Annotated in this window: 14 protein-coding genes; 6 read left to right on the top strand and 8 right to left on the bottom strand. The window is 36.5% G+C overall.

Going from position 1 to position 16,663, the window contains the following annotated elements; genetic code table 11:
* Positions 1 to 51: 51 nt before the first annotated feature.
* The 5 genes from H6F39_RS10685 to H6F39_RS10665 form a co-directional block, all read right to left on the bottom strand.
* Complete coding sequence (locus H6F39_RS10685; protein ID WP_137908086.1) at positions 52 to 603, bottom strand: SRPBCC family protein; 552 nt, start codon at positions 601 to 603, stop codon at positions 52 to 54.
* A gap of 158 nt (positions 604 to 761) precedes the next feature.
* Complete coding sequence (locus H6F39_RS10680) at positions 762 to 1,097, bottom strand: hypothetical protein (protein WP_190371418.1); 336 nt, start codon at positions 1,095 to 1,097, stop codon at positions 762 to 764.
* Positions 1,098 to 1,343: 246 nt separating this feature from the next.
* Positions 1,344 to 2,195, bottom strand: coding sequence for a polysaccharide deacetylase family protein (locus tag H6F39_RS10675; protein ID WP_137908084.1), 852 nt, complete (start codon positions 2,193 to 2,195; stop codon positions 1,344 to 1,346).
* A 262-nt stretch (positions 2,196 to 2,457) separates the two neighbouring features.
* Positions 2,458 to 3,663: a hybrid sensor histidine kinase/response regulator gene (locus H6F39_RS10670; protein WP_137908083.1), complete on the bottom strand. Its 1,206-nt coding sequence runs from the start codon at positions 3,661 to 3,663 to the stop codon at positions 2,458 to 2,460.
* Positions 3,664 to 3,870: 207 nt separating this feature from the next.
* On the bottom strand, positions 3,871 to 6,705 hold the full coding sequence (locus tag H6F39_RS10665) for an ATP-binding protein (RefSeq protein ID WP_190396680.1): 2,835 nt from the start codon (positions 6,703 to 6,705) through the stop codon (positions 3,871 to 3,873).
* Positions 6,706 to 7,011: 306 nt separating this feature from the next.
* On the opposite strand from H6F39_RS10665, the gene H6F39_RS10660 reads away from it, so the two are divergent.
* Positions 7,012 to 7,731 (top strand): response regulator transcription factor, encoded by a 720-nt coding sequence (locus tag H6F39_RS10660; protein ID WP_137908081.1) that lies wholly within the window; start codon positions 7,012 to 7,014, stop codon positions 7,729 to 7,731.
* 104 nt (positions 7,732 to 7,835) lie between these two features.
* Here the strand turns inward: H6F39_RS10660 and H6F39_RS10655 are convergent, their stop codons facing one another.
* Positions 7,836 to 8,222, bottom strand: a complete 387-nt coding sequence (locus tag H6F39_RS10655; RefSeq protein WP_137908080.1) for a hypothetical protein — start codon at positions 8,220 to 8,222, stop codon at positions 7,836 to 7,838.
* A 96-nt stretch (positions 8,223 to 8,318) separates the two neighbouring features.
* Here H6F39_RS10655 and hslO point away from each other — a divergent pair, with 96 nt between their 5' ends.
* Together hslO and H6F39_RS10645 are read left to right on the top strand one after the other, a co-directional pair.
* Entirely contained in the window at positions 8,319 to 9,224 is a 906-nt protein-coding gene (hslO, locus tag H6F39_RS10650) for an Hsp33 family molecular chaperone HslO (RefSeq protein ID WP_137908079.1), read from the top strand.
* Between the two features lie 136 nt (positions 9,225 to 9,360).
* Positions 9,361 to 11,433 (top strand): chromosome segregation ATPase, encoded by a 2,073-nt coding sequence (locus tag H6F39_RS10645; RefSeq protein WP_190396679.1) that lies wholly within the window; start codon positions 9,361 to 9,363, stop codon positions 11,431 to 11,433.
* A gap of 12 nt (positions 11,434 to 11,445) precedes the next feature.
* On the opposite strand, the gene H6F39_RS10640 is transcribed toward H6F39_RS10645, so the two are convergent.
* A complete protein-coding gene (locus tag H6F39_RS10640) occupies positions 11,446 to 11,637 on the bottom strand; it encodes a hypothetical protein (protein WP_190396678.1) in 192 nt (63 codons plus the stop codon).
* 152 nt (positions 11,638 to 11,789) lie between these two features.
* Positions 11,790 to 13,304 (bottom strand): C-3',4' desaturase CrtD, encoded by a 1,515-nt coding sequence (gene crtD / locus H6F39_RS10635; protein ID WP_137908077.1) that lies wholly within the window; start codon positions 13,302 to 13,304, stop codon positions 11,790 to 11,792.
* Positions 13,305 to 13,511: 207 nt separating this feature from the next.
* Between crtD and H6F39_RS10630 the strand changes: the two genes are divergently transcribed.
* The 3 genes from H6F39_RS10630 to H6F39_RS10620 all read left to right on the top strand — a co-directional run bounded on the left by H6F39_RS10630 (position 13,512) and on the right by H6F39_RS10620 (position 16,656).
* Complete coding sequence (locus tag H6F39_RS10630) at positions 13,512 to 14,225, top strand: hypothetical protein (RefSeq protein ID WP_137908076.1); 714 nt, start codon at positions 13,512 to 13,514, stop codon at positions 14,223 to 14,225.
* 203 nt (positions 14,226 to 14,428) lie between these two features.
* A complete protein-coding gene (locus tag H6F39_RS10625) occupies positions 14,429 to 15,766 on the top strand; it encodes an AAA family ATPase (RefSeq protein WP_190396677.1) in 1,338 nt (445 codons plus the stop codon).
* Positions 15,766 to 16,656: a retron system putative HNH endonuclease gene (locus H6F39_RS10620; protein ID WP_190396676.1), complete on the top strand. Its 891-nt coding sequence runs from the start codon at positions 15,766 to 15,768 to the stop codon at positions 16,654 to 16,656. Before H6F39_RS10625 ends, H6F39_RS10620 begins: the two co-directional genes overlap by 1 nt.
* The last annotated feature ends 7 nt before the right edge of the window (positions 16,657 to 16,663 follow it).

Below are 16,663 nucleotides of genomic sequence, written 5' to 3'. Positions count from 1 at the left end.
TATTCTTTCTAATTTCTTATTTTTTTGTAGTTCCTATAACCAAATAATTAGTTAGAGTATGGTTTCTAGAGAGCGCTGACGAATTGCTAAGAGGTTGGCTTGCAGGTCTTGACTGAGACGGCGTTCAATAATTGAGATTGGCATAGTCAGTTTAGGCCAAACTTGGATGGTGTAGCAAAGAGTAGTACCTTGTTGTTCACTGAGAAAACAAGGCTCTAAGCACCAAAAACCCGAAAAACCCTTAAAATCTCCTTCTACCATATTGAATTGGATTAATTTAGGAAATGATTCCTCTAAATCCAAAACCACACGGGCACAGAATTTAAAATTAAGTAAACTCGCTCTACCAATTTGTTCCAGTCGAATGCCTCCATTGGGATGTTCAAGAAGAGTGCTTTTGGCTAGATTGGGAATAAAATCAGGTAATGATTCATAGTCCGTGAGAATTTGCCAAACTTTTTCTACTGGTTGGGGAATTTGGATTATCGCGCTAATTTGGCGCTGTCTGTCTGATAATTTATCAACCTGAATAGCTACTTCATTGGTATCTAAGTTTTCTTCAGGAGAAATATTGTTACTGAGTGTAGAAGAATCAGTTACCATTGTTTTTTATTCTATTTACCTATAAATAACCCATAAAGCTGATATTTTGCATCCGAGTTAATACTAAAACCCATAGTGAAATGTTTAAAATCAAGTTGAAAGTGGTATTTTACCCAATTACAAGGGTATAAATGGGTAAAATTAACTAAAATTTCCAACTAGCCAGATAAACTTTCCAAGCTCAGAGGAAGCATATCACCATTTCTGGTTAATCCTAACAACATTGACTGTTGTGGTTCAATTAATTTACCTGTGAGGACACAACGTTGTTCTTGTTCCGCTATAGCACAAATACTGGCACGAATATCAGATTTAGAAAAACGCGGTTTCCACTCACCAGATTTTTGCTGGATATAATTCCACAGGATATCTCGAATTAGAGACTGATATCCTTGATTACCAGCCATATCTTTAAGTTTATCCTTTAGTACCCGTTCTAGACGAATACTAGTAACTTCCATATCAGTTGTTGAAATGCGTGTAATGGTTTGCATGATTTTTTCTCCTTACAGATATATACAGAGTAGTAATACAAGTGTAGTATCTTTAAAAAAATGTTCAATATAGCAAAATAGATTTCATATTTGAGGGGAGAGAACCGTTTTAAACCCTTCAACAACTGTGACAGTGAACTTACTGGGGAAATTGTGGTTAAGTCTTTGTGTTTATTGATAAGCTAACATTTGCAAAAAATATTTAGATAGATATACAAGCAAATCTAGAATAATAGAAGAGGATATTTATGGCTGCATTTTCAAGAGTTCAGGAACTGTGACAAATCGGTATCCTTGCTGTTTAAGCCCGCTAATAATTTCTGGTAAGGCTTTCACTGTTCTCTCCCGATTTCCTCCACCATCGTGCATTAACACAATTGCGCCAGGTTTTGCTCCTTTAAGAACATTTTTCACAAAGGCTTGAGGTTTAGCGCGAGGATCGGTGTCTGCTGAGGTGACAGACCAGAGGACAACGGAGTTTTTTTGATTTTTGGCATAAGCAGCTAATCCGTTGTTTAAATAGCCTCCTGGAGGGCGGAAAAAAGATGTTTTAACGCCTGTTGTCTTGTAAATTAGGTCATTTGTGCGTTCAATTTCACTTTTTGCTGTAGCTGCATCCATATTTCGATACCAATGATGCCAAGTGTGATTACCGATAGCGTGGCCTTCAGCTACAACTCGTTTAGCAATTTCGGGGTTAGCTTGTAAAGCATTTCCTACCCAAAAAAATGTAACTTTGACATTATTTTGTTTGCAGATATCCAGCATTTCTAAGGTTGTTTTTGGCCAAGGACCATCATCAATAGTTAACGCAATTACTTTCTCTTTATTACTGGGTTCGACTTGATAAACTGTCTTCCCCTGATATTTGCTGGGGACGGTAAAATTTAGATTTTCAATTTTAGTTGATAGTTGTGATTTTCCTGGAAATTCATGTTCAGGAATAGCAACTTTTAATGGTTTGTCATTTGTTTTTAACTGGTTGGGACTTTGGACGTTAGTACAAGCAGCTAAAGATAATAATATTGTGGCCATACCAATGATTTTGAGTTTTTGATTGTGGCTGTCTGTGGGGGTATAATTGTTAATTGGGGACATAAATTTTGTTGAGAATTTTGTTGAGAATTTTGTTGAGAATTTTATAAGAATCCTGTGCCTGAGCTAGTTATGATTCTAAATTTATCTTTTCTTGACCATTGTAGATTAAACTAATATAAACTTTAGATGATGATCTGATTAATAGAATCCTGGATGCTTTGCATATCAATCAGTGTAAATAGTATTTATGTGTTCAAATTTACCGATTTCAGTATCACAACAGTGAAAGTATGAGCAACAAAACTGCTAATTGATCAAATTTTCAGCCCTTTAAAAAAGGAAGAATCACTGTAAATACTGTTCCCTTTCCTAATTCACTATAGAAGGTAATTTCCCCCTGGTGCAAATCCACGCATTTTTTGACTATGGACAAACCTAAACCTGTACCAGGAAGTGTCCCGACGTTAGATCCGCGCTGAAAATACTCAAATAAATGAACTTGGTCCGCTTCAGGAATACCAATACCATGATCACTAATTTTAAAGATAAGTTGGTCATCTTTCTTAGACAAACTAAAGTTAACTAAATTGTGATTAGGAGAATACTTAATAGCATTAGTCAGGAGGTTGGTTATAATTTGCCGCAACAGTTTTTTGTCTACCTGAACAATCTGATAATTGCTGAAAATTTCATCACCTAAATCTATATAAAAATCAATTCCATGGGAGGTAAAACTAGCTTCTATTTGCTCCTTGAGATGACGACAGAACTTAATGATATCTAATGGTTCTAGGTTTACTTCTATTTTTTCAGCTTCAGCTTGGTTAATCATGAGGACATCATCAAGGATTTGGATGATATGCCTGATTGTATTTTGGATTGTTTCTAGATGTTCCTGTTTTCTTTTTTCACTGAGGCGATCGCTAAAATTTTGTAAAATACCCGATGATGAAGAAATAATCGCTAAAGGAGTGCGAAACTCGTGGGATGCCATGGTAATGAACCGGGATTTTAATTGATTTACTTCCTTTTCTTTTTCTAGAGCCTGACTTAATTCTGCTGTCCGTTCAGCAACGCGATTTTCTAGCTCACTTTTCAGTTCTATGAGTTGTTGATTCTGGATTTCTAAAGTTTTAGTTAATTCTCGTAACTGCAAATGTCCACGCACACGAGCAAGTAATTCCTGTTTTTGAAATGGCTTAGTTATATAGTCCACGGCACCTAAATTTAACCCTTTAATTTTATCAACAGTATCAGCCAGAGCAGTCATAAAAATTATAGGTATAGACTTGGTCAAGGGATCGGCTTTCAATTGCTGACAAACCTCAAATCCATTAATATCAGGCAACATAATATCCAATAGGATTAAATCAGGAATACTCAAACGGGCTTGTTTCATGACATTTAACCCCTCTGCTTCGATTCGCACTTTGTACCCTTCTTGATTCAAAGCATGATCAAGAATTTCTAAATTGGTGGGATTGTCATCAACTACTAAAATTATGGACTGCTTAGTTAAAGTTTTCAAAATCTTTTCCTTATGATTTATAAATTATGAATGAAAATAGCGATTCTCGTAACGGTTAACTGATTTTTAACTTTGAGTTTCATAGTGCTGAATTGTTTATAAACTTGTTCATGGGTTAGGTATTTCATCTTGAGTTTAAATACGATTAACCCCAGTATACTACGTTATTTTGAGATTAAATCCCAAGACTCTCTTTTCTAGAGTACACTATTTAGGTAAAGATGTTTTTTGTTTACTGATATTTTGCAGAAATTCACGGATCTTAACAATTTTATATCCTCGCAGCATCAAAGTCATTTTATCTATAAAGGGACGGTAAATTTCACCGCTTTGCTCCAGACGGTTTAGCTCATGATTTATTTCCCGAATTTGTCCTTTCATAGCATATTCTAGCAATATGGTTAAATCCGAGGCTGGTGGCACAACCATTTCTGTATCAGTAACTTCCATGGATGTTTTAGTGTCATTTGTCATGGATTCTGCATAAATCCAGTTCAGATGAAGTTGTTGGGCTAATATCCAATAAAGTTCTTCTGTTTTCACTGGTTTAGGTAAAAAACCCTGTCCACCGATAAGCAAGCTTTTTTGACGGTCTGCATCAAATACACTAGCAGAAGAAATAATCACGATTGTGTTTCTCAACTCGGCTAATTCACGTATTTGAGTCAGCATTTCCCACCCGTCCATAATCGGCATTTTTAGGTCAGAAATTATCAGATCAGGAGGATTTTCTATAGCCTTTTGTAAAGCTTCTTCACCATTGTTAGCTTCTATAACTATAAAACCCAAGGGAGCAAGTAAACTAACGATTACAGAGCGATTTTCCCAACGATCATCAACTACTAAAATTTGTCTACGCTGGCCAGAATATCCCACAATTTGGCCTAAATTAGTCATAGTATTAGCTTTAGCCCAGTTATCAGCCAAAGAACACTGGATCTCAAATTCAAATAAAGTGCCAATTCCCAATTCACTTTTAACTTCCAAGTGACTACCCATCATTTCTACAAAACTTTTACTAATTGCTAAACCTAAACCAGTTCCTTCTGTTTTTTGTTTAGATGTTCCCGTCTGTTCAAAAGGCATAAAAATTCTTGTTAATTCCTCGCTGTTCATGCCAATTCCAGTATCTTCAACCTGAAACTTGATTTTCACAGAAGAGGATGTCAATGTTTTTATATCATTATCACTAATAATAGCTCTAAAAATAACTTGTCCTCTATTTGTAAACTTGATGGCATTATTCAAGAGATTTAGCAAAATTTGTCTAACCCGCTTTTCATCTAGAATAACTCCTGATGGCATATTTTCTGCTAATTCGTAAATAAAATCTAGGCTTTTTTCCTCTGCTTTAATTCTGGCAATTTCCGCTACTCCTTGTAATAAAGATGGTAAATAACAAGGTACAGGATCAAGTTCCATTTTCCGGGCTTCAATTTTGGCAATATCAAGGATATCGTTAATCAGGGTGAGTAAGTGAGTACCACATTGATAAATCACAGCAATTCCCCGCTGTTGCTCCTGAGTAAGTTGTGTCCGGCTCAAAATCTGGGCATAGCCTAAAATACCATTTAGGGGTGTACGCAATTCGTGACTCATGTTAGCAAGAAACTCGCTTTTGGCTTGATTTGCTATTTCAGCTTTTTCTTTAGCAATGAATAATTCTGCGGTTCTTTGCTCAACTCGCTCTTCCAAAGTTATTAGAGATGATTGTAACTGAATAGCCATTCTCTTGAAGGAATTGGACAGATTTACCAATTCTTTAATACATTTAACTTCCATTAAAGCAAGATCTGATTCTCTCCAAAATGGTTGACAGTTGGCTAGTTCTAGAGCTTGAGTGGCTCTATTTAACTGTAGAATGGATTTATTTACACATCTAGTGGTGAGAAAACCCATCCCCGTGCTAATCAGTAGAGTTAGACCACACAATACAATGGTCAAATCAATATTGTTCTTAATTTCTTTAAGAAAATCGGTTTCAGGAATCACAACAACTGTTAGCCAATCTAAATTTCTATCAACCGACGCTGGTATAACTTCGACAAAATGCCGTTGCCCATTTTTGGATACAAAGATCAGGTTTTGTTTTGTTGTTATTCGCTCAATTCCCTGGAAATGTGCTAATAGGTTTTGAGTTGTTTCCCGAGTTAGATCGTTACGACTGTTCAGTGTATTTAATCTGTATTTACTCAAATTATCTGGTTTAGAAAAATTGAAAGAGGTTGATAAACCTAAAAGAAAAGGATCTTCACCAGTGGAACTAGCAACTAATAACCCGCTCCGTTCTAAAATAAAAGCTTGACCTGTCTTACCTATTTTCAATTTTCGCAGGAAATCCTCTAGTTGAGATAGAGGAACAGAGGTACTAACAACTCCCTGAAAAGTATTATTCTGATCAAAGAATGCTAATAAATAGCCAATAATTAAAGTTGGTTCATTGTGGTTATTTCTTGAAACAATAAAGTGCCAAATTCCCTCTCCTGCTGCATTTTTCGCTGTTTGATACCAATGACTTGATCGAGTATCTTCCGAGGGTTCGGTTTGAGAATTAATGATATTTTTAGACTGATTGTAATTCCCTAGATTGTCAGTGAAGTAGGTATTCCATTTATAATTAGTTGACTGATCTCTGAGAATAATCATCCCAGATCCATCTTTTTGTTTAGCTACTGCCAAAAATCTGTTTTTCTCTGTAGCAATGGCAACATCATTTATGTGATCAATTATTTGTAACTGCCGCCAAAAATAGTTTTTTACTGTGGCTAAATCCTGATAATTCATAATACCTAATTTGATCAGAGCCACATTATTTTCGCTAGTTTGTATTAGGTGTTCCAAATAATCATCTAGACTTTGATCAATGTGGTCAGAAATTTCTGTGATCAATTGTTTAGCCATATTCTCTATTACCTTTTCCCCAGTATAGTATGAAAGATAACCAACTAACCCCACAGCCCCGACAATTTGCAAGACAAAGGGAACAATTAGGACTAATCTCAGGGGTATTTCTTTTAATATATTCGCGCTATAGCTTTTCATTATTTAAGTAAATGTGGTCAATACCTGATTTGGGTGCGTCCATGGAACTATACCAGAGTCTATTATACACCAATACTGTTAAGGTAAGGATACAAAGTAAAGATAATTTAATTTTGGCGGCTCTAACTGAACAGTATTGTGGTATGAGGGAAAAAATTTTCGGAGTAGCAAAATTCGTTATTAAATCATTATTTAAAAGTTGAGTATGTACAATTTGCTGTATAATGGCCGGCATTAAGTGAATAAAATCACAAAAAAATTGTCGGAAATATACATAGATAATTCCCTAGAGGTCAACTTTGAGTCATGAGCTTAATTTTAGTAATCGAAGATGAAACTCAAATTCTCTCAAATCTGCAAGAAATTTTAGAATTGGCAGATTTCAACGTTATTACCGCTGTAGACGGAACAACCGGGCTACAATTGGCGAAAAATAAAAATCCTGATTTAATCATCTGTGACATTATGATACCAGGAATCAATGGCTATGAGGTTTTACAAAAACTGCGACAAGAACCCAAGTGTGCTGATATCCCCCTGATTTTTCTCACTGCTAGAGCCAACCGGAGTGATTTACGTCAAGGTATGTGTCTAGGTGCTGATGATTACATTACTAAACCTTTTGAGCCTTTGGAAATATTACAAGCAGTAAAAGCTAGGTTGCAAAAACGTTTAATCCCTGGTCAAGCCTATCTAAAAGAAGCTCGGAAGTCAGCAAGACTGCAAAAGGAAATCAAAACCAATCAGCTTGAGTTGCAAAACTCCAACGAACTGGCACAGGTTCGAGAAAGCCTATTAAGAAAAGTTTCTATAGACTTATCCAATCCTGTTTCTAACATTAACATGGCCATTTGTATGCTCAAAGAGGCCAAAACAGAAAAGCAGCGCGAGCGCTACTTATCAATTTTACAACAAGAATGTAGACGGGAAATCGAGATATTAAATGAGATTGATAGCCTGCGGGAATTATTAAGTGCTGAAAACACAAAATTGCTCCGAGATTATAAATTACTGGAGATTAATTAATATTAACAAGTAATTTGCTGTTCAGAGGATGTTTGAAAAGTCAAAAAGTTTACAGAAAATCCCCATTTTCTTGTAGGGAATAGGGGATATTTTTTTATCTGCGGTTAATTTCTTATCCCTGATAAAAACTGACGCAAGCTAAATAAACTGAGGCTTTGACCTAAATTGAGAGGTAACATAGATACACCTTCTAAGCGTGACTGTACCCAACCTTCACCCCAGTACCATTCGTGAAAGCCATCAATGGCTCCACTGAGTAGTAATCGCAAACAATTGGGTTTTACCACATCTACTCGATGATGAATGGATACAGGTCCTGTCCAAGTAGTAAATTCAAAGCCCGGTGGCAATTCTGTGGGCATTTCCGGGGGGAAATTTTGTCCTAAGAGCCATTTTTTCAATTGTACTGGATGAAGAATACTATCATGAATGGCATCAGCTGATGCTGGAATTTCGATGCGGATTTGGCTTTGTTGAAATGTACCTAGCATGGTAATGGGTAATGGGTAATGGGTAATGGGTTAATCAACGGCTTCTACTGTTTAAGCTAAAATACAAAAGTCACCAAAAGAATTGTAAGGTTTTTCATGGCAGATCAATTAATTCGTGGGACTGCGGCGAATGGGGGGATTAAAGCAGTAGGTGTGATTACCACCCGGTTAACGGAAGAAGCAAGGGTTCGCCATAAATTGTCCTATGTGGCGACAGCAGCACTAGGAAGAACAATGGCGGCTGGTTTGTTAATGGCTTCAAGCATGAAACGACAAGGCTCTAGGGTAAATGTTCGCGTTAAAGGAGATGGTCCTTTAGGTGGTATATTAGCAGATGCAGGTTTAGATGGAACTGTTAGGGGTTATGTCGGTAATCCATCTGCGGAATTGCCTCTCAATCACAAAGGTAAACTGGATGTTGGTTCTGCTGTGGGTGGGGGCTATCTTTATGTAGTCCGAGATGTTGGTTATGGCTATCCTTACTCTAGTACAGTGGAACTGGTTTCCGGGGAAATAGGTGAGGATGTAGCCCATTATCTCCTAAATTCGGAACAAACTCCTTCGGCGTTAGTTTTGGGTGTATTTGTGGGACAACAGGGGGTAACAGCAGCCGGGGGAATACTGCTACAAGTGTTACCTAAGGCGGCTAAAGATGAAGAACTGGTAGCGACTTTAGAATCAAGAGTTTCCGCTTTATCCGGTTTTACACCACTACTACAAGCGGGGAAAACATTGACGGAAATCTTGCATGATTTGTTAGGAGATATGGGATTGAACATATTTCCCGAAAGTCAAATGCTACGCTTTCATTGTGGTTGCTCTTTTGAGCGGGTGCTAGGGGCGCTGAAAATATTGGGAGAGGCTGAACTTGAGGACATGATTGTTAAAGATAATGGTGCGGAGGCAATTTGTGACTTTTGTGGTAATGTTTATCAGGCAACTAGTGATGATTTAACTCAGCTAATTCTAGATTTACAAAAAGAATCTTTAATTTCTGGTTAATGTAATTAGTCATACTCAAACCAAATAATAGTAATGTTATTGATGGGAAAGTGAGGATATTAAGCATAATATTATCTATATTTATTGATCTACCTACTTTCATATCGCTATTCAATTAATTACTGTGGTGTGAGCAATGACAGAACGGGATATTCCAGATAATTGGCCTTTGGACCAAGTAGATGAATCTATTGGGCTTCAGCCCAACTATATACCAAATAATCAAACGGCTGATACTACTGCTGTTGGTTCTCATTTTAAGTCTGTGAAGAATGGAAAAAATCAAGATGGCACTGGCCTATCTATAAATAATGCTTCTAAAGCTAATTTTTATATCAGTGTTATAACTGAGAAAATGCCACCTTGGATGAAGGGATGGATACCTTTAGCGGTAGTGCTAACTTTGATTCCTGGGAGTGTGGGGTTTTTGGCAATATCTATGTTGTTTAAACTGCCTTCTGCTCCTAATTGCCCGCAAATTTTCTGGCCTTTAGCGAGTGCGTCAGTTAGGTTACACTGCGCTCAGTTGGCGGCTTCTAAGCAAACAGTTAATGATTTGCTCCAAGCGATCGCTTTGGTGAAACAGTTACCAGAAAATCACCCTCTACGGGGGGAAATCAATCGGTTTTTAGAAAAATGGTCACGGGATATTTTACAACTAGCTGATGAGACTTTTCAGTCGGGGGATTTGCAGGGGGCGATCGCTACTGCTCGTCAAATTCCAGCGGATTTAAAAGCGAGTAAATTAGTAGAAGAGCAAATTGAAAAATGGCAGTCAATTTGGTCAAAAGCCGAAGGAATCTACCAAGAAGCGGAACAGGAACTGCGCCAAAGACATTGGCAATCGGCTTTTATGCTCACAGCTAGATTACTGCGGGTAAATAATAAATACTGGGCAAATACTAAATATGAGCAATTAAATAATATTATTGTCACGGCGCGGGAAGATGGGGATAAACTTTACAAAGCTGAAAATTTAGCAGAAACCCGGAGTTTAGATAATTTACTCAAAGCGATTAAACTAGCTAAAACGATTAAACCAGAAAGTTATTTATACCAAAAAGCCCAGGAGCTAATCACTGGATTTGCGCGGAAAATACTTAAATTAGCACAAGGGAAGATGAAAGGGCGAGATGCTGATACAGCACTGGAAATTGCTCGAAAAATCCCCCCTATTCCGGCATTACAGGCGGAAGTTGATGATTTTCTGTTTTTGGGTGAGGCGAAAAGAAGCGCTTTTATTGGTACTGTGGCTGGGTTAGAAACGGCGATTTCTCAAGCTCAACAAATAGATGCTTCTAGGGAAAATTATAATGAAGCACAGCAATTAATTGCTAGTTGGCAATTAGAACTTGAAGATGTTTCTCGCTTAGAAAAAGCCCGGAATTTAGCTAGTCAAGGTACGGTTAGTGATTTAACAGCGGCTATTTCTGAGGTACAATTAATTCCTAGTAGTAATCCCCGTGGGAAGGAAGCCCGTCAGGAAATGGGGCGTTGGCGTGGCCAGGTGGAGACGATTGAAGATAGACCATATTTAGAACGGGCTGAACAAATCGCAATTAGTGAAGATGTTAGCTCTTTACAAACTGCGATCGCTGAAGTTAGTCAAATTCGTTCGGGGCGAGCATTATATCCAGAAGCGAGGAAAAAGATTCGGCTATGGACTGCAAAAATTGAGCGTATTCAAGATCAACCATACTTAGATCAGGCTAGGGTATTGGCCGATAATGGTGATTTTAAAACTGCGATTAGTGAAGCTCAAAAAATCGCTGCATCAGGACGGGCTTTGTCGGATGAAGCCCAAACGGCTATAGATACCTGGCAAGACCAAATTCGCTCTCAGGAAAGTTGGCAAAAAGCCAAGCAAGTTGCAGATGTTGGCACACCAGAAGCTTTAGTTCAGGCTATGGAGTTGGCAAATCGGGTATCTAATCGTAACAGTTTGCGTTTAGATGTGAACATTGCCATTGACCAATGGAGTCAACAATTATTACAAATAGCACGTTCTCAAAGTGAAGATGATGTTGCCAAAGCTATTAATACAGCGAAGTTAATTCCTCGCGGTAGTAGTGCTTATACTGATGCTAGGGAACAAATTAGAACTTGGCGGCAATTGCTGGTTCCCAAATCACCACTTACTCCATCAGTGGAATCCACGCCAGAAGCAACACCAGCAGAAGAATCTCAGCCTTCAGAAGTTAGTAATTAATTAGTAATTAATTTATAATTTTGCTAATTTTAAGTATGAATTAGTCTGACGCAAAAACGCAAAGACGGAAAGATTAAGAGTGAGAAATTCTTGATTTTTTAATTTCATACTTAAACATACAGCAAGTAGCTTTGAGTGAGGTACACCTTGTGCGGGCAAGACTTGTACTGAGATTGGTCGTTCGCGTAGCGTGGCGTTAGCCATAGTATGCCCGCACCACAAGAGTTTTATTATTAATATCTGTACTTCATAATATCGGGAACTGCTGTAGCAAAGTCCTAATTTTGAATCACTAACTATTCTTCTGTAAAATCTCTCCTCCGCGTCTGGGCGACTCTGCGTGAAAAAAAAGAATTTTACCCTTGATTTTGAATTTGTCTAACTACCGTCAAAGCCGAATAACTTACCCCCGCAGTTCCTTCTCCAGGGTGGGTAGAATCACCAACTAACCACAAATTATTAATAGGAGTACGATTAGCAAAACCAAAGGGTCCAAAGGTGGAAATTCTTTGACCAATACCGCCTACAATTCCCTTTTCTCTACCTGTATAATTAGCAAAGGTACGAGGTGTGGCTGCTTCTACATAAATGATGGTTTCTGGTTTTAAATAGAAATATTGGGAAAGTTTGGATATTGCTTCTTGGGTGAATTTTTGTTTTAACTCTTCGTAATTTTCAGTTTCCCACCAGGGAGTAAAATCAACAAAGGAAGAAGCGATAATTGTGGCTTTTCCTAATGGTGCGCGGCCGTCTCCTTCATGACTTACAGATACAAATAGGGAATTATTTTCGCCAATTGGTCCATTAATATCATATAAAAATTGTAAATGCGGTGGACAATTGGCAGGAATTGCACTCTTATCTACACCTATATAAACAACAAAAGCGCCAGAAGCAGGAGGTAGTTTTTCTACTCTTTGTTTATATCCCCAAGGGGCGTTTTCTCCTAATAGTTGAACTAAGTTTTCAACTGTAACGTTAGCAATTATATGATCTGCTGCTTCTGTCCAAATTTCCCCTGTTTTCTGATTTTTAATGATTACAGATTTAGCTTGGTTATTTTCAACTTTGATTTTTTTGACGGTATGTCTCATTAATAATTTACCACCATCTCGTTCTAAAGATTCTACCAAGCGATCGCTCAATACTTGCATACTGCCTTGGAGATGAAATAATCCTTGGGGTAATTGGGATACATTCAAAGCTGTGGCTGCATAAAGTAAGGCGGTTTCTTCCGCGCTAACTTGGGAATATAATTTGAGTTGTAAATCTAAAAATGTCCGCAGTCTTTTGTCATTTCCTAAACCACATAATCGTAAAGCATCTCCCACTGTCATAAAGGTGAAAGGTGCAGTTATAAATGTACTTGGACGCACTGCTTTAATTAATTGTTTTAAATCCCATAAATTACGCGGTGGTAGCACAGGATCACGTCCTTGAAATTCCCAACTAGCATTAAATAAAGTTGTTAATAATTGCCAAAAAGATTCACTTCCCGGAAATTGTTTTTGGCGTTCTTCTTGCCATTTTTCCGCATCACGCCACACATTAATAGGTATAGACTCTCCGGGAAGATATACCGTACAAGCTGGGTCACAAGGTGTAGCTGCGGGTAATTCTATATTTAATTCCGAGAAAATGCGGTGATGAATTCCCCCAGGTTCTAAACCTGCAACTTGGGTCGCACCAACATCAAAAATAAATCCTTGACGTTTGAAGGTGGAAGCGCAACCACCAGGAACTATTGCTTGGTCAAGTACAAGGACGTTATAACCTTTATTGGATAATAATGCACCTGCCGTAAGTCCACCTATACCTGCACCAATGACAATCACACGGGATTGATTTTTTGTATGAGATAAATTTGACATAATTCTTAATATTACTAATTATTAGTTTACAATAAAAAATTTATTTATTGTCAACAAATTAGTTTAAAAGCAATTGATCTATATTTAGCGTGTATATATTAAGACAATGTAAACAAACAGTTTACACTTACAAATATTTGATTTTTGACTTATACTAGTTTTGACAGTGTTTATACTGTTAATAAATTCAGCAATAACCAGGAGTTTATGAGCAATAGTTTACAAATCTCAGAAATAGCGGTTTCTATCGTCGCTAAAAATCTCAATCCCGCAGTTTTAAACCCAGATTTTCTCAAATATACGGGAATTATTCCTGCTGATTGGGAATTAGCAAATCAACCAGTGTACAATAACAATTTAGTACAGTTGGTTTATAAAAACGGTGTGGGAATCATTGTCCAACCGAACCGACTAAATGTCTTAGAGATGATAGGACCGAAAACTCAAGCAGAGATTCAAGTAGCAGCAATTGCGAGTCAATTGATAGAAAAGTTATCTCAAATAGAGTATCAAGCAGTGGGAATTAACCCCAAAGGATTTGTCGGTTTTCCATCAGAAACGGATGCTTATCAATATATCTGTGGTAAGCTTTTATCTCCTGGTTCGTGGCAAGAATTTGGGGGGAGTAAAGTCAATGCTTCCTTGGAGTTAACTTACCCCTTAAAGCGCGGAGTTTTGAATTTAGCTATTAATCAAGTAAATGTTCAATTTGGGGAACAGGTAACACCAGCAATTTTATTTTCTGGTAACTTAAATTATCCCCTATTAGGTAACACCATCACCGAAAAAATCCAAGACTTACAACAAGTAATTGGTAACTGGCAAAATGATGTCAAAACTTTCCAGGAATTGCTAGTGGAGAAATTTTTGCCATTATCTTCTTCTGGACAAGCAATTAGTGGTTCGGTGTTTTTGAATTGAGTTAATTTAGTGTAGAGACTGTAGAGGTATTTCTGCGTTTCTAATTTTGCTATTTTATAGGTTGGGCATTTTGCCTAACCTAATATTGTGTTATTGTTTTTATACAATGGTATTTTTTGATCTAAACTACTCGATATGAGTTAAAATTGAATTATCCCAAAGAGTTGATTAAAACTAATATTTTCTCAGAGAGATATACTATTATGTGGCTAAAGAGTATTAAAATTAAAGATATCAAAGGATTTCGAGAACAAACTATTTCATTTCACAATAAAAATAATCCCTATAAGTGGATCACATTATTAGGTGAAAATGGAGTAGGAAAAAGTACATTTCTTCAAGCAATTGCCTTACTTTTAGCCGGTTCAGATGGGGCTAAAAAACTTATGTTATCTCCTCAAAATTGGGTAAGGAATAATTCGGAATATGGTCAATTAACAGCGACAATACAAAGAAATAATGATGATGAAGGCATGATGCTAAATAAAGGTAGAAACAAATTCTCTTATGATTATTCTTACTTGATCATAGGTAATAAAAATACCCGAATTGGTGGAGAAAATTATCCAGCAAATACACTAAATCCCAAAAATTCAGAAACTCTGGAATGGTTAAGAACAAATGCCTTTACTTTAGATTCTCAAGGGTGGTTTGCTGCTGGTTATGGTCCTTTTCGTCGTCTTTCTCGTAGTGAAGGCAATCCGGTAAACTTAAGAGAACTCCAAAGGGCAGATCGTGAAAGTAATTTTAGGACACAGTTTGAAGAAAATGATAGTTTGAAAACTTTTCAAGAATGGATGGTTTTTTTAGATTATCGTATTGCTAAAAATCCTGATGATGCTAAATCTAAACAGATGATGGAATTAGGAAAAAAAGCTATTATCGAACTTTTACCTGGAAATATTAAATTTGATCAAGTTACAAATGATGGAATTATTCTTTTTTCCTTAGAAAATCAGTTAATTCCTATTACTCAATTATCAGATGGTTTTCGCAGTATTATCGCTTTAGTTGGGGATTTAATTTGGCGTTTATTTCAAACCTTTTCCCATCTAGAAACCGATCCTCGTCAAGGATCAGGTATTGTCTTAATAGATGAATTAGATATTCATTTACATCCAGTTTGGCAAAGATTGATTGCTAAAAAGCTAAGAACCGTTTTTCCTAACCTACAATTTTTTGTAGCTACTCATAGTCCTTTTGTTGCTGCTGGTGCTGGAGATGATACACTTACTTTAACTGTCAAAATGATTAATGGAGAAGTCCAAATTGAACCAGTTGAGAATATTGCAGCTTATGATGCTGATTATATTTTAAAAAGTCCTGCTTTTGGTTTAGTTTCTACTCATTCTCCAGCTACACAAGAGAAAATAGATCGTTATAATTATCTGACAGCTAATAGAAATCATTTACAAGGGGAAGAAATTGAGGAATATGAAAAATTAAGACAATTTATGAAAGAATTTCGACCCATTGGAGGTAAACCAGAACCGGGTAGTTTAGAGGATAAAATTAATAAGTATTTAGAGGAAAATTTGTAATGATTCCAGTTAAAAGAACAAGCACACCAGATATTCTCAAACAAAATGCTGATAAATGGTTAAAAAAACTTCAAGAAGCTATTATCAATCTTGAAGAAATAGAGAATGATCCGACATCAAGCAAAGAACAAATTCAAGCAGCAAAGAAAAAAGTAAAAAATGCCCAAGATAAATATAATCCAGGCAAAACTGCAAAACATAAGATAAATACTGTAAAGCAGCCACTATATGATATGTTTTCTGGTAAATGTGCTTTTTGTGAACGGAAGGTTGAAATTTCAGCAGGAAGAATTGAGCATTTTAGACCTAAATCTCAATATGTTGATTTAACTTTTGATTGGAATAACCTTCTTTATGCTTGTGAAGTTTGTAATAATGCCGAAAATAAAGGAAATAAATTTCCTCTTGATTGTGATGGTAGTCAATTATTAATTGATCCCACTGATGAAGATTGTGATATATACCAATATCTTGAATTTTATTGGGATAAAGAAGCTCAATTAGCTCATGTTAACGGAAAAGATAAACGTGGAAAGGTTGTCGCAGAAATATTAAGTCTTAATAGAACTGATTTAATACAATATCGAAGTAGAAAGCTTAAAGCATTATTAGTAATATTGCGTCAACTTAGAGAAACTAGGGATAAAAAGGCCAGGGATGAAGATGCCAGCTATAAAAAAGCGATAGAATGCCTAATACAATCTTGTAAATTTGATGAGGAATATACTGCTTTTGCTCTTTTCTATATTCTTCCTTATCTTGCTCACGCTCCTCACGCATTACATATTTCCGAAGCCATAGAAATGATTAAAGAAGTTGGTAAACGAAGTCCTAGTTATGCTAAATTTGCTCGTATTGATGATTTATCATCATTGAATAAATATGAATAATTAATAT

The sequence above is a fragment of the Dolichospermum sp. FACHB-1250 genome (genome assembly GCF_014696335.1).
GTDB classification, from domain to species: Bacteria; Cyanobacteriota; Cyanobacteriia; order Cyanobacteriales; family Nostocaceae; genus Dolichospermum; species Dolichospermum planctonicum.
The sequence above is the reverse complement of the archived record's forward strand: the minus strand, read 5'-3'. Positions and strand labels throughout refer to the sequence as shown.

Excerpts from the sequence above, each read along its gene's own strand:
- H6F39_RS10625 (WP_190396677.1), top strand. The coding sequence starts at position 14,429 with ATGTGGCTAAAGAGTATTAAAATTAAAGATATCAAAGGATTTCGAGAA.
- H6F39_RS10675 (WP_137908084.1), bottom strand. The coding sequence starts at position 2,195 with ATGTCCCCAATTAACAATTATACCCCCACAGACAGCCACAATCAAAAA.
- H6F39_RS10645 (WP_190396679.1), top strand. The coding sequence starts at position 9,361 with ATGACAGAACGGGATATTCCAGATAATTGGCCTTTGGACCAAGTAGAT.
- crtD (WP_137908077.1), bottom strand. The coding sequence starts at position 13,304 with ATGTCAAATTTATCTCATACAAAAAATCAATCCCGTGTGATTGTCATT.
- H6F39_RS10660 (WP_137908081.1), top strand. The coding sequence starts at position 7,012 with ATGAGCTTAATTTTAGTAATCGAAGATGAAACTCAAATTCTCTCAAAT.
- H6F39_RS10680 (WP_190371418.1), bottom strand. The coding sequence starts at position 1,097 with ATGCAAACCATTACACGCATTTCAACAACTGATATGGAAGTTACTAGT.
- H6F39_RS10655 (WP_137908080.1), bottom strand. The coding sequence starts at position 8,222 with ATGCTAGGTACATTTCAACAAAGCCAAATCCGCATCGAAATTCCAGCA.
- hslO (WP_137908079.1), top strand. The coding sequence starts at position 8,319 with ATGGCAGATCAATTAATTCGTGGGACTGCGGCGAATGGGGGGATTAAA.
- H6F39_RS10630 (WP_137908076.1), top strand. The coding sequence starts at position 13,512 with ATGAGCAATAGTTTACAAATCTCAGAAATAGCGGTTTCTATCGTCGCT.
- H6F39_RS10620 (WP_190396676.1), top strand. The coding sequence starts at position 15,766 with ATGATTCCAGTTAAAAGAACAAGCACACCAGATATTCTCAAACAAAAT.
- H6F39_RS10685 (WP_137908086.1), bottom strand. The coding sequence starts at position 603 with ATGGTAACTGATTCTTCTACACTCAGTAACAATATTTCTCCTGAAGAA.
- H6F39_RS10640 (WP_190396678.1), bottom strand. The coding sequence starts at position 11,637 with ATGGCTAACGCCACGCTACGCGAACGACCAATCTCAGTACAAGTCTTG.
- H6F39_RS10665 (WP_190396680.1), bottom strand. The coding sequence starts at position 6,705 with ATGAAAAGCTATAGCGCGAATATATTAAAAGAAATACCCCTGAGATTA.